Genomic DNA, 24,086 nt, shown 5'->3' on the forward strand with positions numbered 1-24,086 from the left:
CGCTTGCGAACTGACTGAGTCGCTCAGTCGGCCAGCCGTTTGTTCCAGCGTCGGTACAGCGGCTCGGCCAGAAACAGCACGAACAGCAAGCGCATGACCTGCATGGCCGTTACCAGCGGCACTGACAACTGCAGCACCTCGGCGGTCAGGCTCATCTCGGCGATGCCGCCGGGCATCATGCCCAGCGTCAGCGAGCGTAAATCCAGATTTGTGAGGGCGCTGAGGCCCAGTGCGGCCAGCGCTGCGATCAACATGGTCAGCGCAGTGCCGAGTAGCGTACGGGCCAGAAACGACGGTGCACGCCTGAAGAACTCCCGATTGAAATGACAACCCAGCCCGCTGCCGATCAGCAACTGGCCGAGCTGGCTGGCACCATTGGGCAAGCCGATTTTCAGATTCCAGACCACGCTCACCACCGCGCTGAGCAGCAATGGGCCGAACAGCCACGGGTTGGGCTGTTTGAGACGCTGCCACAGCCAGGCCAGCGCCGCCCCGACTGGCAGTAGAAATGCCAGCCAGCGCCAATCGACAACAGTGCTGTGTAATGCGGGCGCGCCATCACCCAGCAAGTACTTGAAAATCGCCGGCACACACAACACCACCGCCAGCACCCGCAGGCTTTGCGCAGCGGCGACACTGCTGAGCCTGGCACCGTTGCGTGCGCCAAGGTTGACCATCTCTCCGGAACCGCCCGGCATGCTTGAGAAAAACGCAGTCGGGCGGTCTTCTCCGGTGCGCAGCATCAACCAGACGCCCACCAGGCACGACAGGCTGGTGACCAGTGCACCGATGAAAATCAGGCCGAAATGCTCCAGTACCTGTTCGATGACCACCGGGGTGAAATGCAGGCCGATGCCGATTCCCACGATCAGCTGACCGCATTTTCGGCCGCCTGGAACTTGCCCGAGCTGCCAGGGCGTCAGGCAACGTACCAGTATGATTGCCAGTAACGAGCCAACCATCCACGGCAGCGGCCAGCCGACCTGACTGGCGAGGTAACCGCCCAGCAGGCCGACCAGTGGCGTTGCCCACCATTGACGCAAGGACGAATCAGTCATGCGTCGCAGCAGCCTGCTGTTTGGCGCGCTTGCGCCAGATACGGATCAGCGGGAACAGCAGCATGAACACGGTCACCACCCAGACGCCGAGGGTGATCGGGCTGGCCCAAAGAATCCCCAGCTCGCCGTTGGAAATCGACAGGGCGCGGCGCAGGTTCTGTTCCATCAGGCCGCCAAGGATGAAGCCGAGCAGGATCGGCGACAGTGGAAAGTCCAGCTTGCGCAGGATGTAACCGAAGATGCCGATGCCGACCATCAGGAACAGGTCAAACGTAGTGGCGTGCACCGCATACACACCGATGCCGGTGATGATCGCGATCACCGGCACCAGCGCCCAGTTCGGCACGGCGAGGATACGGGTGAAGATGCGGATCATCGGGATGTTGAGAATCACCAGCATGATGTTGGCGACGAACAACGAAGCGATCAGGCCCCAGACGATATCCGGTTGCTGCTGAAACAACATCGGGCCGGGCGTGATGTTGTAAAGCGACAACGCGCCGATCATCACTGCCGTGGTCCCGGAGCCAGGAACGCCCAGCGTCAGCATGGGCACCAGCGCACCACAGGCCGTGGCGCCGATGGCGGTTTCCGGGGCGGCCAGACCGCGCATGTCACCCTGGCCAAACTTGCCACTGGCACCGGCGATACGTTTTTCGGTCATGTAGGCGACCGCACTGGCCAGCGTTGCACCGGCGCCCGGCAGTACGCCGAGGATAAACCCCAGCAGCCCGCAACGAATGTTGACTGCAAAAACCGAGGCTGCTTCCTTGAAGTTGAACATCATGCGGCCGGTGGCTTTGACCGCCTCCTGACCTCGATGGGTTTTTTCCAGCAGCAGCAGAATTTCGCTGATCGAAAACAACCCCAGGACCAGCACCACGAACTGGATGCCATCCGTCAGGTGAATGTTATCGCCTGTGAAACGGTACACCCCGCTATTGGCGTCTATGCCTACTGCGGAGAGAAACAAGCCTATCAGTGCAGCGATGAACGTCTTGAGTGGCCTGTCACCGGCCATGCCGCCCAGACAGACAATCGCAAACACCATCAGCACGAAATACTCCGCCGGGCCGAAAGCAATCGCCCATTTGGCGAGCAGCGGCGCGAACAACACCATGCCGCAGGTAGCGATGAACGCGCCGATGAACGAGCTCCACGCCGACAGCGACAAGGCCACCCCGGCCAGCCCTTGGCGGGCCATCGGGTAACCGTCCAGGGTGGTCATGACCGTTGACGCCTCGCCCGGAATGTTCAGCAGGATCGAACTGATCCGTCCGCCGTATTCACAACCCAGATACACAGCCGCAAGGAGAATCAGCGCCGACTCGGGCGGCAGACCCAAGGCAAAGGCTATAGGGATCAACAACGCCACGCCGTTGATCGGTCCCAGCCCCGGCAGCAGGCCGACGACGGTGCCGATCAGCGTGCCGGAAAGCGCAGTGATCAGGTTGTACGGGGTGAGCGCGACGCCGAAGCCCTGGCCCAGGTAGCTGAAAGTATCCATGTCAGTTCTCCAGAACGCGAAGCAGGCCCAAAGGCAAGGGGACATCCATGGCCTTGTCGAACAGCAGGTAAAGGCCGACGCTCATCAGAATCACCACCACGACGCTGGGCAGCCAGCGCCCGCCGTACAGGCGCGCCATGGGAATGCCGATCAGAATGCTGCTGAGAATGAAGCCCAGCGGTTCGAACAACCCGGCGAAGATCAGCAGCAACACAATGCACAGGCCGATCTTGACCAGCGTTTCGCGATCCAGCGCAGGTTCCTCTTCGGTGTGGACAATGGCTGTAGGGCGAATCAACAGGTACAGCAGGGCGATGCCCATCAGCCCCAGCATCAACAAGGGAAAGGCGCGAGGGCCGACCGGTTCGTAGGAAAATGGCGCCTGATAAGGCCAGGCCATGAGGGCCAGGCCTGCGCACGCCAACAACAGCACGGCAGCGAAAATACGTTGTATGACCATGAGAAGCTCCTGAGTCGCGCCCGCTGTGCAGGCGCCACCGATAGTCAGTCAAGTGTGTTCGATTACTGAATCAGGCCGAATTCCTTGGCCATCAATTTGTAATCGGCTACCTGCTTCTTGACGTAGGTGTCCAGCTCCGCGCCGGTCATGGCGAACGGGAACAGCTCGCGCTGGTCACGCAGCTTGGCGAAGTCTTCCGAGGCCAGAATCTTGTCGAACGAGGCTTTCCACCAGTTGTAGTCTTCGTCGCTGACCTTTGGCCCGAGGTAGAAACCCCGCACCACCGGCCAGACGATGTCGTAGCCCTGTTCCTTGGCGGTGGGGATGTCTTTCATTTCCGGCTCGTCGAGGCGCTTGTCGGCAAACACGGCAAGCAGGCGCATGTCACCGCTCAGAATGTGCGGCATGGAGTCGGAGATGTCGGTGCTGCCTACCTGAATATGACCGCCGAGCAGCGCGGTGGCGATTTCGCCGCCACCTTCCAGTGCAACGTAGCGCAACGCACGCGGGTTGATACCAGCGGCTTTGGCGATCAGGGCAGTCTGCATCCAGTCCTGACTGCCTACCGTACCGCCGGAGCCGATCACGACTTTGCTCGGGTCGGCTTTAAGCGCCTTGACCAGGTCGTCGAGGTTTTTATAGGGCGAGTCGCTTTTGACTGCGATAGCGCCATAACTGGTGCCTACGGCGGCGAGCCAGCGCACGGCGTTTTCATCGAAACGGCCGAATTTGCCTTGCGCCAGGTTCAGCAATGAGCCGCTGGACCAGGCGACCAGCGTGCCTGCATCTGCCGGGCGCTGAGCTACCACGGCGTTGTAGGCCACTGCACCGACGCCGCCGGGCATGTAGGTCACGCGCATGGGGGTTGTCAGAATCTTCTCGTTGATCAGCGCGCTTTGTATCAGCTTGCAGGTCAGGTCGAAGCCTCCGCCTGGTGACGCGGGAGCGATGCACTCCGGGCGCCTTGGCTCAGCGAGCAACTGGCTGGCAATCAGCATGCATCCGGCGGTGGCCGCTATGTGGCGCAGGGAAAATCTCATGTTCAGTCTCCATTTTTTTGTTTTTGGGTGTTTTGATCAGAGAAGAAGCTGGCAACAATCGTTTTCGTCAGGGGTACAACGGGACACCGTTCGCTGACAGAAAAATATCGCGGTTACGGAAGGTGGTGGTGGCGATTCGAGAAGGGGGCAATCGGGAGAGTGTTCGCAGTGAGCCATTCGCGGATGAAAGGCGATCAACGAACGGTCGAGCCTGGGCTGGCTTGGACATGTGTGACTCCGTTTACTGATTTATTGTTTTTATTTTTCAGACGCATCCGGGCGCCTGCTTTATACGTACCCTTTGGTCGGGCCTTGTAGCGATGCTAAACGACCAACCTTTCACAAACCTTTCAGCTGGCTTTCGATTCGCCATTCCAGGGAGATGAGTCGTTTCTGTGCTTCACAGCTGGCGGTCTGTCTGTAAACTCCGCTGCCACACACACTGACAATAACCGTGACTATCGGGAGACGGCGATGCGTGTTCTTCTCGTGGAAGATCATCTGCAATTGGCTGAAAGTGTCGCGCAGGCGCTCAAGGCAGCGGGTTTGACCGTTGATGTGCTGCACGATGGCGTAGCCGCCGATCTGGCGCTGAGCAGCGAGGAGTATGCCGTTGCCATTCTCGATGTCGGGCTGCCGCGCATGGACGGTTTTGAAGTTCTTGCCCGCTTGCGGGCACGCAGTAAAAACCTCCCGGTGCTGATGCTGACAGCTCGCAGCGACGTCAAGGATCGGGTTCATGGCCTGAATCTTGGGGCCGACGACTATCTGGCCAAACCGTTCGAACTCTCCGAACTCGAGGCCAGGGTCAAGGCCTTGCTGCGTCGCAGCGTGCTGGGCGGCGAACGACAGCAGCGTTGCGGGGTGTTGGTCTACGATCTGGACACGCGGCGTTTCACGCTGAGCGACGAACTACTGACTCTGACCTCTCGCGAACAGGCAGTGCTGGAAGCGCTGATCGCACGACCTGGCAGGGTAATGAGTAAAGAGCAAGTGGCGGCGCAGGTGTTCGGCCTGGATGAAGAAGCCAGCCCTGACGCAATCGAAATTTATATTCATCGGCTGCGCAAGAAGCTCGATGGGCACTCTGTGGCCATCGTGACTTTCCGGGGCTTGGGGTATTTGCTTGAAAACCGCGATGATTAACGACAGCCTGCGTTGGCGGCTGCTGTGGAATCTGGCGTTGCTGCTGGTGGTGCTGATGCTGGCCAGCGGCATGAGCGCTTACTGGAACGGTCGCGAAGTGGCCGATACCGCCTATGATCGTACGCTGCTGGCCTCGGCCCGTACCATCGCGGCGGGGTTGACTCAGCGTGACGGAACCCTGAGCGCCGACATCCCGTATGTGGCGCTGGACACCTTTGCCTACGACAGCGAAGGGCGCATCTACTATCAGGTAAACGACATTCACCAGAAGCTGATTTCGGGTTACGAAAACCTGCCGTCGCCGCCTCCCGGCACCCTGCGCACCGATGATTATCCGGCACTGGCCAAGTTTTATAACGGCATCTATCAGGGCCAGGACGTGCGGGTGGTCAGCCTTCTCAAGCCAGTGACCGACCCGGGCATGAATGGCACTGCCGAAATCCGCGTCGCAGAAACCCAGGAAGCGCGCAAGAACATGGCGCGCAGTCTGATGGCCGACACTTTGTTGCGTCTGGGCATGCTGGGTGGCGGTGCACTGTTGCTGGTCTGGTTTACGGTCAGCGCGGCATTGCGTCCGCTGGAGCGACTGCGCACGGCGGTCGAAGAGCGCCAGCCGGACGATCTGCGCTCGCTGCCCATGGTTGAAGTGCAGCACGAACTGCGCCCTCTGGTGGGCGCGCTCAATCACTTTACCGAACGATTACGCGTGCAATTCGAGCGTCAGGCGCAGTTCATTGCCGACGCCGCGCATGAGTTGCGCACACCTCTGGCGGCCCTGAAAGCGCGGGTCGAGCTTGGCCTGCGCGAGCGTGACCCGCAACAATGGCGTAACACATTGGAGTCGGCTGCACTCGGCACAGATCGACTCACGCACCTGGCTAATCAACTGTTGTCGTTGGCACGCATTGAAAACGGTGCCAGAGCAATTGCCGAAGGCGGGGCACAGCAGTTGGACCTCAGCCAGTTGGCCCGGGAGCTGGGCATGGCGATGGCGCCGCTGGCTCACTCGCGCGGTGTCGCACTGGCGCTGGAGGCGGACGAGCCGGTCTGGCTGCGGGGCGAGCCGACCTTGTTGAACGAGTTGCTGAGCAACCTGATAGATAACGCCTTGGCCCATACGCCACATGGCGGCAATGTGGTGCTGAGGGTTTATGCGCCCGGTGTGCTTGAGGTAGAAGATGACGGGGCCGGCATCCCGGCTGATGAACGTGAGCGGGTGTTCGAACGTTTTTACCGTCGCGGCCAGCAGGGCAGCGGCGCGGGGCTTGGTCTGGCCATCGTGGGAGAGATCTGCCGCGCGCATCTGGCCAGGATCACATTGCATGACGGTGCCGAGCGGGGGCTCAAGGTACGCGTCAGTTTTGCCCTGTCCTGAGGCGGACAAGGTCAGTAAAGCATGCTCTTGGCTTCGTCCATCTGCGCATCCAGCAAGTCACCGGCCCTGGCAAGCCCTAGCTGGCTGAAGGCCGGCAGATCGGTCATTTCGATGAGGCTGAAGGGGTGCTCGGTGTTCTTGTGGATGTGTACTGTCGCGACCTGGACCAGGTCTGTGTAGTCCGGTGTTCTGGAGATGCGTGAGAAATTCTGGAATTGGCCCGGCACGCATGACAGTGGCTCGGGAAAGTCCCATGAGCGCAACAGGCGCTCGCCAATGACCGGATGAATGCTGTCGATTACGTGGTTGAGGCTGATCGGATCAGACAGCAGCTCGTAATGGTCTTCAGCGTAAGTCAGGATCGGCAGAATGCCGATCAGGTGAATCAGCCCGGCGAGCGTCGCCTGATCGGGTTTGAGCTGGGTATAGCGCTGGCACAGGGTGTAACTGATGCCGGCGACCTGCAGGCTTTGCTTCCAGATGTCACGCATCTTCTGCTCGATCACAGGTGATTTGGCGTGAAACATCTGCTCGACGACCAGACCGATGGCCAGGTTGCAGGTGTAGTTGACGCCAAGACGCCGTATCGCCGTGTTGACGTCGCTGACTTCGAAATTCGGGCGCAGCAGGGGGCTGTTCGCGACCTTTATCAGGCGCGCAGAAAGTGCTGTGTCGCTGCCGATGACTTTGCTCAGGGCCGAAATACTGATTTCAGTGTCTTCGGCGGCGAGGCGAATCTTCAGTGCTACTTCCGGCAGGGTAGGCAGAAACAAGGCATCTCTGTCGATGGCCTTGATCAAGTTCCTCTGCACCTCGTCAGCCATCTTGCTCATGTTGCTTCTCGCAGCCGTTGGGGGTGTCCAGCGTTGTTCACGCGCCCCGGAGGGCGCCGGCGTGCACGCTGGATCGCTCTAAAGACAGTAGGAACCTGAATGTGTTCGTCGGGCTCAGCGCAGAGTTTCGAGTCTGCTGTCCAGCTGGTAGGGCAGGTCGCTCATTTGCAATGCTGCACCCTCGGGCGAGCCGAGGTGTATGCGACCGTTTTCGGCAGCGTCGCCCTGCAACACAGCGAGCAGTTCTACTGCCTGACCAGCCTGCGCAGCAACGACGACATTGCCCACGGCGCTGGCATGCACAGGGGAAAACACAGCTGTACCGGGCTCCGGGACCTGATCGCCCTGCAGGGTCAGCCGGTAAAGCCTGCGCTTGAGTTTGCCGAGGTATTGCATGCGCGCCACGATTTCCTGACCGGTATAGCAGCCTTTCTTGAAGCTGACACCGCCGACCGCCTGCAGGTTGATCATCTGCGGGATGAACTCTTCGCGGGTGCTGCCGAACACCTGACCGATGCCGGCGCGTACCTGACCCAGCAGCCAGTCGTTCAGCGGGCCCTCTGCCAGCTGTGAAGCCAGTCGCGATCTGATGTCGTCGGCCTGTTCGGCACGCACCCAGAGTTCTGCGCGGGCAGGGGAGACGCGAATCGCGAGCATGTCCTGGCTTCGTACGACCGCATCGGTCTCCTGAGGCAGATCCAGGCCAAGGCTGACCAGTGCGCCATCCCCGTCCTGCAGACCAAAGCGCACCCAGGCTGAGCTTTCATCCGTCAGTTTCGATTTGGAGAACACTGCGTATTTGCGCAGGTCCAGCAATTGCGCCTCGATCAGCTCGCTGGCCATTGCCAGCAGGCAACCGTCGCCGTCGAAGACGATGCGAAAACTCGACTGCATCCGGCCTTTTTGCGTGCAGCGCGCACCGAGGCTGGACCTGTCTTCATTCAGGTAATTGAGGTTGCACGTCAACTGCCCCTGAAGAAACTTGCCGGCATCCACGCCGCGAACGGCGAGAACGCCCTCATGGGATAGCGTGCAGAAAAAAGCTGTGTGGGCCATGGTCATCGCAGATTGGGAAAAAAGTCCGGGGACACATCATAGTGCCGAGTCGAGGTTATGCATACGGGTACATGAAAACTGCTGCGACCATTGCGATATTCGCGTGACTGTCTTGCGGCTGTATACTTGCAGCCTACTTTGAGGAGCGCTCCATGGTCGAAGACGTTGAACTCAACCGCCTTTACTGGCACAGCCGCCGTGGCATGCTTGAACTGGATGTGCTGCTGGTGCCATTTGTCCGCGAGGTCTACCCGCATCTGAACGACGTGGATCGCGATCTTTATCGTCGCCTGCTGACCTGTGAGGATCAGGACATGTTCGGCTGGTTCATGCAGCGCGCCGAGTCCGAGGACGCTGAATTGCAGCGTATGGTTCGCATGATTCTGGACCGTGTCCAGCCTGAATGATTACTTCGAGTGTCACTGGCAGGCGTCGCGCCTGCTGTTGACTGCTTATCTTGCTGTTCAGGTATTGGCGCTGAGCGCCCTGTTGTGGCTGGACATCGACTGGTGGCTTGTCATGGCAGGGGTGCTGATGTGTATGGCGCATGCAGCATGGTCGCTGCCCAGGTCAGTTCTGTTCAGCCACCCTACAGCGTTCCGTGCGCTGAGGCGCGATCAACAGGGCTGGCATTTGTGGAGCGAGCGTAGCGGCTGGCAGCCAGTGCAGTTATGCCCAGACAGCCTGGCACTGCCGCCGGTGGTGGTATTGCGCTTTCGCTTGATCGTCAACGGCAGGCCATCCCGATCGATAAAAAGCTGTTGCATACCGGGTGACGCGCTGAGCTCCGACATTCATCGACGCCTGCGTGTGCGCCTCAAATTCAGCCGGCGTAAGTGGGCGGCACCAGAATAGTGTCCAATGCTTCGGGCAGCAGGTCAGGGTAGTCCAGCGTGTAATGCAGGCCGCGGCTCTCTTTGCGCTGCATGGCCGAGCGGATCATCAGTTCGGCGACCTGAGCCAGGTTGCGCAGCTCGATCAGGTCGCGGCTGACCTTGTAGTTGCTATAGAACTCGTCAATTTCGTCCAGCAGCAATCGCACGCGGTGCTGAGCGCGTTGCAGACGTTTGTTGGTGCGCACGATACCGACGTAATCCCACATGAAGCGCCGCAATTCATCCCAGTTGTGGGCAATGATCACGTCTTCGTCCGAGTCGGTGACCTGGCTTGCGTCCCAGGCTGGCAGGTCGGTTGGCATGCGCACATCAGCCAGTTGCTGCTCGATGTCCGTCGCCGCCGATCTGGCATAGACGAAGCACTCCAGCAGTGAGTTGCTGGCCATGCGGTTGGCACCGTGCAGGCCGGTGAAACTGGTCTCGCCGATAGCGTACAGGCCTGGCACATCGGTGTGCCCGTTGCTGTCGACCATCACGCCGCCACAGGTGTAATGCGCTGCCGGGACGACTGGGATCGGCTGGCGAGTGATGTCGATGGAAAACTCCAAACAGCGCTCGTAGACGGTCGGGAAGTGCGATTTGATGAATGCTTCCGGCTTGTGACTGATGTCCAGATAGACGCAATTGATGCCCAGCCGCTTCATTTCGTGATCGATTGCCCGGGCAACGATGTCGCGAGGGGCGAGTTCTGCGCGCTCGTCGAATCGCGGCATAAAACGCTCGCCGTTGGGCAGCTTGAGGTACGCGCCTTCACCGCGCAGTGCTTCGGTGATCAAAAAGCTCTTGGCCTGCGGGTGATACAGGCAGGTCGGGTGGAACTGGTTGAACTCAAGGTTTGCCACCCTGCAACCGGAGCGCCAGGCCATCGCAATGCCGTCGCCGCACGCGCCGTCCGGGTTGCTGGTGTACAGGTAGACCTTGGCGGCGCCTCCCGAAGCCAGAATGGTAAAGCGCGCGCCATAAGTGTCCACTTCGCCGCTGTTGCGATCCAGAACATAGGCCCCCAGGCAACGCTGGCCTTCGAGCCCAAGGCGGCGTTCGGTGATCAGATCAATCGCGGCGCGTTGCTCCAGCAGCTCGATATTGGGTCGCTTGCGTGCCTGTTTGAGCAGCGTCCGGAAAATCGCCGCTCCTGTTGCGTCTGCAGCGTGGATGATTCGGCGGTGGCTATGGCCGCCTTCACGGGTCAGGTGAAACTCAAAGCTGCTTTCATCGGCCTCTGCTTTGTCGTCGCGGGTGAACGGGACGCCCTGATCGATCAGCCATTGAATCGCTTCGCGGCTGTGCTCGACCGTAAAACGAACAGCGTCCTCGTCGCACAGGCCGCCGCCGGCATTCAGCGTGTCTTCAACGTGGGACTGCACTGTATCTGTGTCATCCAGCACCGCCGCCACTCCACCCTGCGCCCAGAAGGTCGAGCCATTGGACAGATCTCCTTTGCTCAGAACTGCAATCCGCAGGTGGTCGGGGAGGTTCAGCGCCAGGCTCAATCCGGCAGCGCCACTGCCAATTACCAGTACGTCGTGCTGAAAATATCGACTCATCTATGAATTCTGCCCTTGGCGGCTACTAGTATAAGTATGGGTGTAACGGCACAATAGCCGCGCCTACATGGCAATGTGAGACCACGGCGGGTCCGGATTGTGCTCCAGTCCTGAGCGTCCTGCATATTGTTTTCCCTTTGAATCGTCACTGGACATGCGCCAGTGCATTGATTTCAGGGCGTTTCGTACAATGTGCTGCTCACCCCTGCAATTGTGTATATGGAACTTTTTCATGAGAACCAGACTCAATAGCAGGTTGCCTATAAAGGAACAGCGTCGTTTTGCAGGGTTAGATAAGTGATCATCAACTGCGAGCCGACGACAAGATTATTCGCGCAGCCGACTTTGTCGCGCTGCGTTTTTCGTGCAGGCGTTTATGATGGTCTGCAGGAAACTTGCTGGAAGGGGGAGAACTTTTGCGAAAAGCCCGAGTCTATGTTTGCGAGCCTGAGAAATATCAGTTGCAACGCTCCTTCAAGCTTAACGAGGAGTGTTCATGCTAACCCAGGAAGAGGATCAGCAGCTTGTCGAGCGGGTACAAGCCGGCGACACGCGAGCATTTGATCTGTTGGTGTTGAAATATCAGCACAAAATTCTAGGGTTGATCGTGCGGTTTGTGCACGACACCCATGAGGCTCAGGATGTTGCGCAAGAGGCTTTTATAAAGGCTTATCGGGCGCTCGGAAACTTTCGCGGTGACAGTGCTTTTTACACATGGCTGTATCGCATTGCCATTAACACGGCGAAAAACTATCTGGTGTCGAGAGGTCGTCGTCCACCGGATAGCGATGTCAGGTCTGAAGACGCGGAGTTCTACGATGGCGATCATGGCCTCAAGGACATCGAGTCGCCGGAGCGCGCATTGCTAAGGGATGAGATCGAGGGCACCGTCCATCGGACCATCCAGCTTCTCCCGGAAGATTTACGTACCGCACTAACTTTACGTGAATTCGATGGTCTGAGTTATGAAGACATTGCGAGCGTCATGCAGTGTCCAGTTGGTACCGTGCGCTCTCGGATCTTTCGCGCTCGGGAAGCCATCGATAAAGCCCTGCAGCCGTTGTTGCAGGAATCCTGAGACAGCGGCGATAGCCCAAGAGAGGAACCCGCCATGAGTCGTGAAGCCCTGCAGGAATCGCTGTCCGCGGTATTGGATAACGAAGCGGACGAACTGGAATTACGTCGGGTATTAAATGCCATTGACGATGCCGACACTCGCGCCACCTGGTCGCGTTATCAGGTTGCCCGCGCAGCCATGCACAAAGAGCTGTTGCTCCCTCATCTGGATATTTCGGCTGCTGTGTCTGCCGCTATCGCCGATGAAGTCAGCCCGCTGAAGGTTGCACGTGGTCCTTGGCGTACGCTGGGTCGCCTGGCTGTAGCAGCATCGGTTACTGTTGCCGTTCTTGCTGGTGTCCGTCTGTACAATCAGGACGACATTGCAGGGGCGCAACTTGCTCAGCAGACTCAGCAGCCTGCCAACCTGACGGTCCCGCAAGTCAAGGGTCCTGCAGTTCTGGCCGGTTACACTGAAAGTGCCGAGCAAGCACCTGGTCCGATGGCCAATGGTGTACTGCAGGGCGCTGGCGAAGCCGATCAGCGTTTGCCGGGTTACCTGCGTCAGCATGCACAGGAAGCTGCGCTGAAAGGCACTGAAAGCGCGCTGCCATATGCACGCGCTGCGAGCCTGGAAAACCGTTAAGGAGGATCATGCGAGCCGTCCCTCTGCTGCCGCTACTATTTGGTGGATGGCTTGCCCTCCCGGTACACGCTGATGATGCGCAAGACGCAATCAATCGTCTTGCCAGGGTTGACCAGCAACAAAGCTATCAGGGTACGTTCGTCTACGAACGTAACGGTAGTTTTTCTACGCACCGGATCTGGCACCGCATAGCGGATGGCAAGGTTCAGGAGCGTTTGCTGCAACTCGATGGCTCTGCTCAAGAAGTGGTACGTGTTGGCGGGCTTACTCAGTGCGTCAGCGGTACGCTTGAAGCGGGTGTCGTCAACCCGCCTGTCTCTACCTCTCGCGCGTTTGATGTCAAAAGACTTTCTGCCTGGTACGACATGAAAATAGTCGGCAAATCCAGAGTGGCGGGTCGCCAGACGACAATCGTTGCAGTAACGCCCAAAGATCAGCACCGATACGGTCTCGAGCTGCATCTGGATAACGAAACCGGGCTCTTGCTCAAATCACTCTTATTGAGCGAACGAGGGCAACTGCTTGAGCGTTTCCAGTTCACCGACCTCGATACAGCCAGTGTCTTGACCGAACAGGCGCTCAATGCCAGCGCCGATTGCAAAGCCGTATCTGCTCCGAAAGCCAAGCCTGAGCCTACTACCAGCCCTGTGGCCTGGCATTCTGACTGGCTGCCGCCAGGTTTTGAGTTAAGCAGTAGCGGTGTCCGCAAGGACGGCGCAAGCCAGTCACCAGTGACTCGTCTGACGTATGGCGATGGTCTGGCGAGCTTCTCGGTGTTCATTGAAGCGGTGAAAGGCAGTTCTTCGTCGGATATTCGCACTCAGCTAGGCCCTACCGTGGCAGTCTCACGTCGTCTCACTACGCCTCAGGGCGACATGATGATGACGGTCGTCGGAGAAGTGCCGATGGGTACCGCCGAGCGTATTGCGCTGTCGATGCGCGGTGATGAAGAGTCAGCAAAGAAATAGACTTGAAGCAGCCCGGTCGCGGGATGTAAAAGTTTTCATCTTCGGTTCAATGAGCCGCCAGACCGCAGTCAAACTGGCCTTGCGCGAGATACTGAAATGTTTGGTGAGGTTTGCGAGTTGCAAAAAATCCGATTTTTTTCTATAGGTCACAGCCTCGCAGCTCTGGCCTTTGTCGTTCGTGGGCCCTATATCTGACTCTGGAATGAGCGTTACTGCTCAAGGTTGCTGAGTCAGTTGCTCTGTACTGCTTAATTTGCTCGTTACCAACGGGAGCCGTATGTCGATACCACGCATGAAGTCTTATTTCTCATTGATTGCCGCCGTGCTGATGCTCGGTCAGGTCGCCACGGCTCAGGCCGAGAACCTGCCGGACTTTACCGGTCTGGTCGAACAGGCATCGCCTGCAGTGGTGAATATCAGTACTCGTCAGAAATTGCCGGACCGCGCCGTTGCCAATCAGCAGATGCCTGATCTGGAAGGCTTGCCGCCAGTGCTGCGCGAGTTTCTCGAACGCAGCATGCCGCCGGGTTCCCGCCCGCCGGGAGTGGGGAAGGGGGATCGCCAGCGTGAGGCTCAATCGCTGGGTTCGGGGTTCATCATCTCCCCTGATGGCTATGTTCTGACCAACAACCACGTGATCGATGGCGCCGATGAGATTCTGGTGCGCCTGTCCGATCGCAGCGAGCTGAAAGCCAAGCTGGTGGGCACCGATCCGCGTACCGACGTTGCGGTCCTGAAAATCGAGGGCAAAGACCTGCCGACTGCCAAGCTGGGCAACTCGAACACGCTCAAAGTGGGCGAGTGGGTGCTCGCGATAGGTTCGCCGTTCGGTTTCGACCATTCGGTGACCAAAGGTATCGTCAGCGCCAAGGGTCGCAGTCTGCCAAACGATACCTATGTGCCTTTCATTCAGACCGACGTGGCGATCAATCCGGGTAACTCGGGTGGTCCGCTGTTCAACATGGCTGGCGAAGTGGTCGGGATCAACTCGCAGATATTCACTCGCTCCGGCGGCTTCATGGGGCTGTCTTTCGCCATTCCGATCGATGTCGCGATGGATGTGGCCAACCAGCTCAAGGCCAGTGGCAAAGTCAGCCGTGGCTGGCTGGGCGTAGTCATTCAGGAAGTGAACAAGGACCTCGCTGAATCGTTCGGTCTGGACAAGCCTGCCGGCGCACTGGTTGCACAGGTGCTTGAAGATGGCCCGGCTGCCAAGGGTGGTTTGCAGGTAGGCGACGTTATTCTCAGCGCCAACGGCCAGCCAGTCATCATGTCGGCTGACCTGCCGCACTTGATCGGCAATCTCAAGGACGGCAGCAAGGCCGAGCTTGAAGTGATTCGCGACGGCAAGCGTCAAAAGCTGACGGTGACCGTGGGCGCGCTGCCTGATGAAGGTCAGGAGATGGGTGACATCCCGGGCTCCGGTGCCGAGCGCAGCAGCAATCGTCTGGGTGTTTCGGTGATCGAACTGACCGCCGAGCAGAAAAAAAACCTGGACATCAAAGGTGGCGTGGCAATCAAGGAAGTCACTGGCGGTCCGGCGTCCCTGATCGGTTTGCAGCCGGGTGACGTGATCACTCACCTGAACAATCAGGCGATCATGTCCGGCAAGCAATTTACCGATGTGGCGAAAAGCCTGCCCAAGGATCGCTCGGTCTCGATGCGCGTCCTGCGTCAGGGTCGTGCGACCTTTATCACCTTCAAACTGTCCGAGTAACGGGCTGATGTGACCGGGAAGGGTGGCTGCGGCCACCCTTTTTTGTGGCTGATTGTTTGCACTGCCCCGATCCGGGTGCCTGCGAGCGTGACGCCTCTTGCTTAGTTCAGGTACAATTCCCGGCTATTTTTCGGCGGGCAATCTGCCTGCAACCTTTTTGAGTGTTGATCCGTGAGTGATTTGAGTCATATCCGCAATTTCTCCATCATCGCCCACATTGACCATGGCAAGTCGACGCTGGCCGACCGCTTCATTCAAATGTGCGGCGGCTTGTCCGAGCGCGAAATGGAAGCCCAGGTGCTCGACTCCATGGATCTCGAGCGCGAGCGCGGGATCACCATCAAGGCCCATAGCGTTACGTTGTACTACAAGGCCAAAGACGGAATCACCTACCAGCTGAACTTCATCGACACCCCGGGGCACGTGGACTTCACCTATGAAGTCAGCCGTTCTCTCGCCGCGTGCGAAGGTGCATTGCTGGTGGTCGATGCCGGTCAGGGCGTTGAAGCCCAATCGGTCGCCAACTGCTACACCGCCATCGAGCAGGGCCTTGAGGTCATGCCGGTGCTGAACAAGATGGATTTGCCCCAGGCTGACCCGGACCGCGTCAAGGAAGAAATCGAAAAGATCATCGGCATTGATGCCACCGATGCCGTGGCGTGCAGCGCCAAGAGCGGCATGGGCGTGGATGAGGTGCTCGAGCGTCTGGTAGCGACCATTCCGCCACCGACCGGCAACATCGAAGATCCGCTGCAGGCGTTGATCATCGACTCGTGGTTCGACAACTACCTGGGCGTTGTGTCGCTGGTGCGTGTGCGTCATGGCCGCGTACGCAAGGGTGACAAGATCCTCGTCAAATCCACCGGCAAGATGCATCTGGTCGACAGCGTCGGGGTGTTCAACCCCAAGCACACGGCAACCGTTGATCTGAAAGCCGGTGAAGTAGGCTTCATCATTGCAGGCATCAAGGACATTCACGGCGCGCCTGTCGGCGATACCCTGACCCTCAGCACCACGCCTGATGTGGACATGCTGCCCGGCTTCAAACGTATTCAGCCGCAGGTCTACGCGGGCCTGTTTCCGGTCAGTTCGGACGATTTCGAAGACTTCCGCGAGGCGCTGCAAAAGCTTACGCTGAACGATTCTTCGCTGCAGTATCTGCCTGAAAGCTCGGACGCACTGGGCTTCGGCTTCCGTTGTGGCTTCCTGGGCATGCTCCATATGGAGATCATCCAGGAGCGTCTGGAGCGCGAGTACAACCTCGACCTGATCACCACCGCACCCACCGTTATCTTCGAGTTGCTGCTGAAGACCGGCGAGACAGTCTACGTCGACAACCCGTCGAAGCTGCCGGACCTGTCGGCCATCGAAGACATGCGCGAACCCATCGTTCGGGCAAATATTCTTGTGCCGCAGGAGCACCTGGGCAACGTCATTACGTTGTGCATCGAAAAGCGCGGCGTTCAGCATGACATGCTGTTCCTCGGCACCCAGGTTCAGGTGAGCTACGATTTGCCAATGAACGAAGTCGTTCTCGACTTCTTCGATCGTCTCAAGTCTGTCAGCCGCGGTTATGCTTCCCTGGATTATCATTTTGATCGTTACCAATCGGCTAACCTGGTCAAGCTCGATGTGCTGATCAACGCCGAGAAGGTCGATGCACTGGCGCTGATCGTTCACCGTGACAACGCGCACTACAAAGGACGTGCGTTGACCGAGAAGATGAAAGAGCTGATCCCTCGACAGATGTTCGACGTGGCAATTCAGGCCGCCATTGGCGGTCAGATCGTGGCCCGGACTACCGTCAAGGCGCTTAGAAAGAACGTATTGGCCAAATGCTACGGCGGTGACGTCAGCCGCAAGCGTAAATTGCTGGAAAAGCAAAAGGCCGGTAAGAAACGCATGAAGCAGGTCGGCAACGTGGAAATTCCACAGGAAGCCTTCCTTGCCGTGCTCAGGTTGGAATAGTCAGGTCCTATGTCACTAAATTTCCCGCTGTTGTTGGTCATCGCTGTCTTCGTCTGTGGCGTGCTTGCACTGATTGATCTGGTCATCCTCGCGCCTCGTCGCCGGGTCGCCATTTCCAACTATCAGGGAAGCGTCGGAGAACCTGACATTGCTGTCGTCGAGCGCTTGAACAAGGAGCCGTTGCTGGTTGAATACGGCAAATCGTTCTTTCCGGTGCTGTTCATCGTGCTGGTGCTTCGTTCGTTTCTGGTCGAGCCGTTCCAGATCCCTTCGGGTTCCATGAAGCCGACGCTGGATGTGGGTGATTTCATTCTGGTCAACAAGTTCGCGTATGGTATTCGCCTGCCGGTTCTGGACCAGAAAGTGATCGAGATCGGTGATCCGCAGCGTGGCGACGTGATGGTCTTTCGCTACCCGAGCGACCCGAGCGTCAATTACATCAAGCGCGTGGTCGGTCTGCCAGGTGATCGCATCCGCTACACCAGCGACAAGCGCCTGTTCATCAATGGCGAGCTGGTGGCCAAGAAGCTGATCGGCACCGAGCCCGGTACACTGGGCAGCGCTGAACTTTACGACGAGCAACTGGGCGCTGTAGAGCACCAGATCCGCCAGGAAATGAGCCGTTACCGTGCGCCGCCTGACAGCGAGTGGACAGTGCCGGCCGCGCACTACTTCATGATGGGCGACAATCGCGACAACTCCAATGACAGTCGTTACTGGGATGATCCCAACATTCCCAAGGACGAGCTGGGCATGGTTCCGGACAAGAACATCGTGGGCAAGGCCTTCGCTGTCTGGATGAGCTGGCCGGAACCCAAGTTGAGCCACTTCCCTAATTTTGCACGCGTAGGGTTGATCAAGTAATCGATGCGGCGCTGCCATAAGCAGCGCCGTTTGTCATTTCGGGCTGACGGGAAACCGCTGAACGATTCGCCGGCCCGCTCGGGCAGGCTGTCCACCTTTGAGGTCGAACATGAAGTTCTCTGGTTCTCAAAAAGGTTTTTCGTTCGTGGGATGGCTTTTGGTTCTGGCGCTGGTCGCGTTTGCAACCACCACGGCCTTCAAGCTGGTTCCGCACTACCTCGACTATATGACGATGAAAAAAATCATCGAAGCGGTCGACACCAATCAGACCCTGGACATCACCACGGTCGACGAATTTTACGGTTATGTCGGTAAGAACATGCAGGTCAACAGTATTCGGGATATAGATTTGAACAAGGCGTTGAAAGTGACGGTGGAGAACAATGCGTTCAAGGCTCATTTGAATTATGAGCAGCGTGAACCCTGGTTCCAGAACATCGATCTGGTGTTGAAGTTCGACAAGCAATTCAGTGTGGGTAAACCGTGAGCGTATCCTTGAGCCGCCTTGAGCGTCAGCTCGGCTATACCTTCAAGGATCAGGAGCTGATGATCCTGGCCCTGACCCATCGCAGTTTTGCCGGTCGCAACAATGAGCGGCTGGAATTTCTCGGCGATGCGATTCTCAACTTTGTAGCGGGCGAGGCGTTGTTCGAGCGTTTTCCTCAGGCGCGCGAAGGGCAGCTGTCACGTTTGCGGGCGCGTCTGGTCAAGGGCGAAACCCTGGCACTGCTGGCGCGTGGCTTCGATCTGGGCGAGTACCTGCGTCTTGGCTCTGGCGAGCTGAAAAGCGGTGGTTTCCGTCGTGAATCTATCCTGGCCGACGCCCTCGAGGCGCTGATCGGGGCGATCTATCTTGACGCAGGCATGGAAGCGGCGCGCGAACGCGTGCTGGCCTGGCTGACGACCGAGTTCGACAGCCTTACGCTGGTGGACACCAACAAGGACCCCAAGACCCGACTGCAGGAGTTTCTTCAGTCGCGGGCCTGTGATTTGCCGCGTTACGAGGTGGTGGATATCCAGGGCGAGCCGCATTGCCGGACGTTTTTCGTCGAATGCGAGATCAACCTATTGAATGAAAAAAGCCGAGGACAGGGTGTCAGCCGCCGGATTGCCGAACAGGTAGCCGCCGCAGCAGCACTTATCGCCCTGGGCGTGGAGAACGGTCATGAATGATACAACCGCAACACGCTGTGGCTATGTTGCCATCGTCGGCCGTCCTAACGTAGGCAAGTCCACGCTGCTCAACCATATTCTGGGTCAGAAGCTGGCGATCACCTCGCGCAAGCCGCAGACCACCCGCCACAACATGCTGGGCATCAAGACAGAGGGCGCCGTGCAGGCGATCTATGTCGACACCCCCGGCATGCACAAGAATGGCGAAAAAGCGCTTAACCGCTACATGAACAAGACCGCTTCGGCGGCGTTGAAAGACGTCGATGTGGTGATCTTCGTGGTCGACCGCACTCGCTGGACCGACGAGGACCAAATGGTCCTGGAGCGAGTTCAGTACGTGGAAGGCCCGGTCATTCTGGCGATCAACAAGACTGATCGCATCGAAGACAAAAGTGATCTGATGCCGCATCTGGAGTGGCTGCAAGGCCAACTCCCGAATGCTTCAATCATGCCGATCTCGGCACAGCACGGGCATAACCTGGAAGCGCTGGAAAGCCTGATCGCTACCCATCTGCCAGAGAACGATCACTTTTTCCCTGAAGATCAGATTACCGACCGCAGCAGCCGTTTTCTGGCTGCCGAGCTGGTTCGCGAAAAGATCATGCGCCAACTGGGTGCCGAGCTTCCTTACCAGATCACCGTCGAAATCGAAGAGTTCAAGCAGCAGGGTCGTACGCTGCACATTCACGCTCTGATTCTCGTCGAGCGTGACGGGCAGAAGAAGATCATCATTGGCGACAAGGGCGACCGCATCAAGCGTATTGGCAGTGATGCCCGTCGCGACATGGAGCTGCTGTTCGACTCCAAGGTCATGCTCAACCTGTGGGTCAAGGTCAAGGGTGGCTGGTCCGATGACGAGCGCGCACTGCGCTCTCTGGGCTACGCCGACCTTTAAGCTGTCCTCCGCCCGAACCTTCTGCGGTCGGGCGAACCTTTCTCTTCCGAGCCCGCCTGATGAGCACGCCCACCGGCCAACCTGCTTATGTGCTCCATAGCCGTGCGTACCGTGAAAACAGCGCACTGGTCGATTTCCTGACCCCGCAGGGCCGCCTGCGTGCCGTGTTGCGCAGTGCCAAAGGCAAGGCCGGCTCGCTGGCACGTCCGTTTGTGCCGCTTGAAGTCGAGTTTCGTGGTCGCGGCGAACTGAAAAATGTCGGTCGCATGGAAAGTGCAGGCGTTGCGACCTGGATGACCGGCGAAGCCCTGTTCAGTGGCATGTACCTCAACGAATTGCTGATTCGCCTGCTACCCGCCGAAGACCCGCACCCTGCTGTATTCGATCACTATGCCGCTACGCTGATTGCGCTTGCGCTTGGCCGTCCGCTGGAGCCGTTGCTGCGTTCGTTTGAATGGCGGTTGCTGGATGACCTCGGCTACGGCTTTGCCATGGACGCCGATATCAATGGTGATCCGCTGGCGGTCGATGGCATGTACCGCCTGCAAGTGGATGCCGGCCTCGAGCGCGTTTACCTGCTCCAGCCCGGTCTGTTTCAAGGCGTCGAACTGTTGGCGATGTCCGAGGCAGACTGGAGCGTTCCGGGTGCCTTGTCGGCGGCCAAACGTCTGATGCGTCAGGCGCTGGCCGTGCATCTCGGCGGGCGGCCGCTGGTTAGTCGTGAACTGTTTCGCAAGCCTTGATCAGGCTTTATGCTCTGTTTTATCTGTCGGTTTCAAATAGCCCCGAGTTTCAAGCAATCAGCTCGCACATTTTCTGGAGACAACCGTGACCCAAAGCACCCGCATCCTTCTTGGCGTGAACATTGATCACGTGGCCACTCTGCGTCAGGTCCGCGGCACACGTTACCCGGACCCTGTGAAAGCGGCGCTGGACGCCGAAGAAGCGGGCGCGGACGGGATTACCGTTCACCTGCGTGAAGACCGCCGGCATATTCAGGAGCGCGACGTGCTGCTGCTCAAGGACGTGCTGCAGACCCGCATGAACTTCGAAATGGGCGTGACAGAAGAAATGCTCGCGTTTGCCGAGCGCATTAGTCCTGCGCATATCTGCCTGGTGCCGGAAACACGCCAGGAACTGACCACCGAAGGCGGGCTGGATGTTGCCGGGCAGGAGGCGCGGATCAAGGCGGCGGTCGAGCGGCTGGCAAGGATCGGCTGTGAGGTCTCGCTGTTTATCGATGCTGACGAACGCCAGATCGCCGCGTCAAAACGTGTCGGCGCGCCAGCCATCGAACTGCACACCGGCCGTTATGCCGATGCACAGACCCCCACCGAAGTGGCCGAAGAACTGCAACGGGTTGCCGATGGTGTGGCGTTTGGCCTCGCTCAGGGGCTTATAGTCAACGCCGGTCACGGCCTGCACTATCACAACGTCGAGGCAGTGGCTGCGATCAAGGGCATCAACGAACTGAACATCGGTCACGCACTGGTGGCCCATGCACTGTTCGTTGGCTTCAAGGCAGCGGTGTCAGAGATGAAAGCGCTGATTGTCGCGGCTGCCAGATAAGCGATTCATCAAGGCTTGCGTCCCACGATCACCGCACGCATCGGCGCGGGCAGGCCTTCGACGGTTTTGCTGTGGTCAGCGGGGTCAAGGTAGTCGCCCAGTGACTGAAAGCGCATCCACTCGGTGCTGCGCTGTTCTTCCACCGTTGTATGGCTGACGTCGACGCAGCGCACGTCGGTGAACCCTGCGCGACGCATCCACAGCTCCAGCGCAGGTACTGATGGCAGAAACCATACGTTGCGCATTTGCGCGTAACGGTCTTCAGGCACCAGTACCTGATGCACGTCGCCCGGTATCACCAAGGTCTCCATCACCAGTTCGCCACCTTTGACCAGGCAGTCTTTAAGTGCCAGCAAATGGTCGATCGGCGATTTGCGGTGATACAGCACGCCCATAGAAAACACTGTGTCGAAGCCTTCCAGACTGGCCGGCAGGTCTTCAAGTGCGAAGGGCAGGTGCCAGGCGGGAAGGTCGGGGAGGTAGCGCTGCATGGCCTGGAACTGACAGAAGAACAGCCAGTTAGGGTCCACACCGATCACACAGTCGGCGCCCGCGCCGAGCATGCGCCACTGGTAGTAACCGTTGCCGCAACCGACGTCCAGAACACGCTTGCCCTTCAGGTCGAGGTGCGGAGATACCCGTGACCACTTCCAGTCCGAGCGCCATTCAGTATCGATATGCACGCCGAACACGTTGAACGGTCCCTTGCGCCACGGCGACAAGCCCAGCAACGCCTTGCGCAGCACGGTGCGGGTTTCACCGTCGCAATCGGCTTGCAGGGTGAAACTGTCGGTCAGGTCTACCTTGTCGGCCTGCAGGTCCGGCAGGGCGTCGAGCGCGCTCTGCCAGCGCTGCAGGTCGCCGTGGCCTTTGCTCATTTTGGTGTCGAGTTGTGCTTGCAGGCCATTGGCCCATTCAGCCAGAGGGGTGCCCGCCAGACGACGGACAAGGGGGGCGAGATCAATCATGGCAGGGCAATCAACGAGGCAAAGTTAAGGCACTGAAACCACGGCACCACCTTGGAGAAACCGGCGGCGAGCAGGCGTTGGCGGTGTTCTTCAAGGCTGTCGGGTTTCATGACGTTTTCGATGGCGCTGCGTTTCTGGGAAATCTCCAGATCGCTGTAGCCGTTGGCGCGTTTGAAGGCAACGTGCAGGTCAGTCAGCAGCGCGTGTTCCTGCTCATCGTTGAAACGCAGTTTCTCCGAGAGGATCAGCGCACCGCCTGGCACCAGCGCGTCACGAATACGGCCAAGCAGGGCCAGACGCTGTTCGGGGGCGATGAATTGCAGGGTAAAGTTCAGCGCCACCACCGAGGCGGGCTTGAACTCCAGTGCCAGGATATCGCCTTCGACGACCTGTACTGGCAGCAACTCCTGAAACATGGAGTTCTGCGCGTTGAGATATTCACGGCAGCGTTCGACCATCGCGCTGGAGTTGTCGATCGCGATGACCTCGCAGCCTTCACCGCGCACATGCCGACGCAACGCTTGAGTGACCGCGCCCAAAGAACTCCCCAGGTCATACAGAACGGTGCGCGGCTGGGCGAACTGCGCGGCCAGCACGCCGAGGTTCTCGACAATCGTCGGGTAACCGGGCACCGAGCGCTTGATCATGTCCGGGAATACCCGCACGACGTCTTCGTTGAAGGCGAAATCAGGCACCTGGGCCAGAGGCTGGGCGAAAATACGGTCGGGTTCTTTGCTCACGGCAGTTCCGGCGAAGGCTTTGAAAGGCGGGCATTCTAGCCAAGTTGTCGCCGGGATGCATGGTGCAGTGCGTGTTGTCTAACCTGCGGTGGACAATGCGTCAGTCCACCGTGATTGCGCACTCGAATGTCTGCTCCGGTGGGACTTCCGGCGCCCAAGGCTGCTGGTAGGTCATCATCAGCCTTCCGGTCCCGGCGTCGGTTGCCTTGTAGCGCCACACGGATTGCCCGCCGCTGCCGACCATTTCCTTGGTTTCGGCATTGGCGTACACCTCAGGGCCCAGGCTTCGCAGGATATTCTGCGCGGGGTTCTGGGTCAGCCAGCGAAAGCCGGTGGTTGGATTGCTGGGCAGTGTCAGGATCAGCGTCTGGCCGGTCTTGAGTGCCAGAGGGCAGTCGCTTTGCGAGTCGATGGAAACGATGCTTTTCGGCGTCTGAGCACAGGCCGTCAGCAGCGCGAGGCTTAACGGTGCAATAAAACGGGCAGGAGTCATGGCAAGTTCCGGTATTGCGAAACGATGCGCAAGGATAACCGATCAGGGTTTTATGGGGGAGTACGGCAGGTGTCCTGCTCGGGATATGACGCAGCGCGTCCAGAGCTACGTTCC

The 24,086-nt window shown here is 58.8% G+C and carries 25 protein-coding genes; 15 read left to right on the top strand and 10 right to left on the bottom strand.

Annotated elements, in window-relative coordinates:
- Nucleotides 1-23 precede the first annotated feature (23 nt).
- The 4 genes from ALO43_RS01075 to ALO43_RS01090 form a co-directional block, all read right to left on the bottom strand.
- A complete protein-coding gene (locus ALO43_RS01075) occupies nt 24-1,058 on the bottom strand; it encodes an AbrB family transcriptional regulator (RefSeq protein WP_054996983.1) in 1,035 nt (344 codons plus the stop codon).
- Nucleotides 1,051-2,565: a tripartite tricarboxylate transporter permease gene (locus tag ALO43_RS01080; RefSeq protein ID WP_053931472.1), complete on the bottom strand. Its 1,515-nt coding sequence runs from the start codon at nt 2,563-2,565 to the stop codon at nt 1,051-1,053. Before ALO43_RS01080 ends, ALO43_RS01075 begins: the two co-directional genes overlap by 8 nt.
- Nucleotide 2,566: 1 nt before the next feature.
- A complete protein-coding gene (locus ALO43_RS01085; protein ID WP_005889220.1) occupies nt 2,567-3,025 on the bottom strand; it encodes a tripartite tricarboxylate transporter TctB family protein in 459 nt (152 codons plus the stop codon).
- Nucleotides 3,026-3,087: 62 nt separating this feature from the next.
- Nucleotides 3,088-4,071, bottom strand: coding sequence for a Bug family tripartite tricarboxylate transporter substrate binding protein (locus tag ALO43_RS01090; RefSeq protein ID WP_172678978.1), 984 nt, complete (start codon nt 4,069-4,071; stop codon nt 3,088-3,090).
- A 468-nt stretch (nt 4,072-4,539) separates the two neighbouring features.
- Here ALO43_RS01090 and ALO43_RS01095 point away from each other — a divergent pair, with 468 nt between their 5' ends.
- Both ALO43_RS01095 and ALO43_RS01100 read left to right on the top strand, forming a co-directional pair.
- Nucleotides 4,540-5,211, top strand: coding sequence for a response regulator (locus ALO43_RS01095; protein ID WP_053480757.1), 672 nt, complete (start codon nt 4,540-4,542; stop codon nt 5,209-5,211).
- The gene (locus ALO43_RS01100; protein WP_005889224.1) at nt 5,204-6,586 is read left to right on the top strand and encodes a sensor histidine kinase; all 1,383 of its coding nucleotides are present in this window, start codon (nt 5,204-5,206) and stop codon (nt 6,584-6,586) included. Before ALO43_RS01095 ends, ALO43_RS01100 begins: the two co-directional genes overlap by 8 nt.
- A gap of 11 nt (nt 6,587-6,597) precedes the next feature.
- On the opposite strand, the gene ALO43_RS01105 is transcribed toward ALO43_RS01100, so the two are convergent.
- Nucleotides 6,598-7,419, bottom strand: coding sequence for an HDOD domain-containing protein (locus tag ALO43_RS01105; protein ID WP_005889227.1), 822 nt, complete (start codon nt 7,417-7,419; stop codon nt 6,598-6,600).
- Between the two features lie 114 nt (nt 7,420-7,533).
- On the bottom strand, nt 7,534-8,475 hold the full coding sequence (gene ygfZ, locus ALO43_RS01110) for a CAF17-like 4Fe-4S cluster assembly/insertion protein YgfZ (RefSeq protein ID WP_032618787.1): 942 nt from the start codon (nt 8,473-8,475) through the stop codon (nt 7,534-7,536).
- A 152-nt stretch (nt 8,476-8,627) separates the two neighbouring features.
- Here ygfZ and ALO43_RS01115 point away from each other — a divergent pair, with 152 nt between their 5' ends.
- Nucleotides 8,628-8,882 (top strand): FAD assembly factor SdhE, encoded by a 255-nt coding sequence (locus ALO43_RS01115; protein WP_005889231.1) that lies wholly within the window; start codon nt 8,628-8,630, stop codon nt 8,880-8,882.
- Complete coding sequence (locus ALO43_RS01120; protein WP_005889233.1) at nt 8,866-9,330, top strand: protein YgfX; 465 nt, start codon at nt 8,866-8,868, stop codon at nt 9,328-9,330. The genes ALO43_RS01115 and ALO43_RS01120 overlap by 17 nt, the downstream gene beginning before the upstream one ends.
- Here the strand turns inward: ALO43_RS01120 and nadB are convergent.
- Nucleotides 9,299-10,915, bottom strand: a complete 1,617-nt coding sequence (gene nadB, locus ALO43_RS01125; RefSeq protein WP_054996984.1) for an L-aspartate oxidase — start codon at nt 10,913-10,915, stop codon at nt 9,299-9,301. The genes ALO43_RS01120 and nadB overlap by 32 nt on opposite strands.
- A gap of 496 nt (nt 10,916-11,411) precedes the next feature.
- On the opposite strand from nadB, the gene rpoE reads away from it, so the two are divergent.
- From rpoE to pdxJ, 11 genes are all read left to right on the top strand, one after another.
- Nucleotides 11,412-11,993, top strand: coding sequence for an RNA polymerase sigma factor RpoE (gene rpoE / locus ALO43_RS01130; protein ID WP_005889236.1), 582 nt, complete (start codon nt 11,412-11,414; stop codon nt 11,991-11,993).
- 33 nt (nt 11,994-12,026) lie between these two features.
- Nucleotides 12,027-12,617, top strand: a complete 591-nt coding sequence (locus tag ALO43_RS01135; RefSeq protein WP_005889238.1) for an anti sigma-E factor RseA C-terminal domain-containing protein — start codon at nt 12,027-12,029, stop codon at nt 12,615-12,617.
- A gap of 8 nt (nt 12,618-12,625) precedes the next feature.
- The gene (locus ALO43_RS01140) at nt 12,626-13,585 is read left to right on the top strand and encodes a MucB/RseB C-terminal domain-containing protein (protein ID WP_024671683.1); all 960 of its coding nucleotides are present in this window, start codon (nt 12,626-12,628) and stop codon (nt 13,583-13,585) included.
- 292 nt (nt 13,586-13,877) lie between these two features.
- The gene (locus ALO43_RS01145; protein ID WP_234778656.1) at nt 13,878-15,302 is read left to right on the top strand and encodes a DegQ family serine endoprotease; all 1,425 of its coding nucleotides are present in this window, start codon (nt 13,878-13,880) and stop codon (nt 15,300-15,302) included.
- A gap of 171 nt (nt 15,303-15,473) precedes the next feature.
- Entirely contained in the window at nt 15,474-17,270 is a 1,797-nt protein-coding gene (gene lepA / locus ALO43_RS01150) for a translation elongation factor 4 (protein ID WP_024671681.1), read from the top strand.
- 9 nt (nt 17,271-17,279) lie between these two features.
- Nucleotides 17,280-18,134, top strand: coding sequence for a signal peptidase I (gene lepB / locus ALO43_RS01155; protein WP_005889244.1), 855 nt, complete (start codon nt 17,280-17,282; stop codon nt 18,132-18,134).
- A 109-nt stretch (nt 18,135-18,243) separates the two neighbouring features.
- Nucleotides 18,244-18,621, top strand: a complete 378-nt coding sequence (locus ALO43_RS01160; RefSeq protein WP_005889246.1) for a DUF4845 domain-containing protein — start codon at nt 18,244-18,246, stop codon at nt 18,619-18,621.
- The gene (rnc, locus tag ALO43_RS01165) at nt 18,618-19,307 is read left to right on the top strand and encodes a ribonuclease III (RefSeq protein ID WP_005620106.1); all 690 of its coding nucleotides are present in this window, start codon (nt 18,618-18,620) and stop codon (nt 19,305-19,307) included. The genes ALO43_RS01160 and rnc overlap by 4 nt, the downstream gene beginning before the upstream one ends.
- Nucleotides 19,300-20,202, top strand: a complete 903-nt coding sequence (era, locus tag ALO43_RS01170; RefSeq protein WP_005889251.1) for a GTPase Era — start codon at nt 19,300-19,302, stop codon at nt 20,200-20,202. Before rnc ends, era begins: the two co-directional genes overlap by 8 nt.
- Nucleotides 20,203-20,261: 59 nt before the next feature.
- The gene (recO, locus tag ALO43_RS01175; RefSeq protein ID WP_024691478.1) at nt 20,262-20,945 is read left to right on the top strand and encodes a DNA repair protein RecO; all 684 of its coding nucleotides are present in this window, start codon (nt 20,262-20,264) and stop codon (nt 20,943-20,945) included.
- Nucleotides 20,946-21,030: 85 nt separating this feature from the next.
- Nucleotides 21,031-21,771 (top strand): pyridoxine 5'-phosphate synthase, encoded by a 741-nt coding sequence (pdxJ, locus tag ALO43_RS01180; protein ID WP_024691477.1) that lies wholly within the window; start codon nt 21,031-21,033, stop codon nt 21,769-21,771.
- 8 nt (nt 21,772-21,779) lie between these two features.
- Here the strand turns inward: pdxJ and cmoB are convergent, their stop codons facing one another.
- The 3 genes from cmoB to ALO43_RS01195 form a co-directional block, all read right to left on the bottom strand.
- Nucleotides 21,780-22,739 (bottom strand): tRNA 5-methoxyuridine(34)/uridine 5-oxyacetic acid(34) synthase CmoB, encoded by a 960-nt coding sequence (gene cmoB, locus ALO43_RS01185; protein WP_005889257.1) that lies wholly within the window; start codon nt 22,737-22,739, stop codon nt 21,780-21,782.
- Entirely contained in the window at nt 22,736-23,479 is a 744-nt protein-coding gene (gene cmoA, locus ALO43_RS01190; RefSeq protein WP_005889259.1) for a carboxy-S-adenosyl-L-methionine synthase CmoA, read from the bottom strand. The genes cmoB and cmoA overlap by 4 nt, the downstream gene beginning before the upstream one ends.
- 100 nt (nt 23,480-23,579) lie before the next feature.
- Nucleotides 23,580-23,972 (bottom strand): protease inhibitor I42 family protein, encoded by a 393-nt coding sequence (locus ALO43_RS01195; RefSeq protein WP_005889261.1) that lies wholly within the window; start codon nt 23,970-23,972, stop codon nt 23,580-23,582.
- Nucleotides 23,973-24,086: the final 114 nt, after the last annotated feature.

Origin of the sequence: Pseudomonas tremae, from assembly GCF_001401155.1 — a bacterium.
Taxonomy (GTDB): Bacteria; Pseudomonadota; Gammaproteobacteria; order Pseudomonadales; family Pseudomonadaceae; genus Aquipseudomonas; species Aquipseudomonas tremae.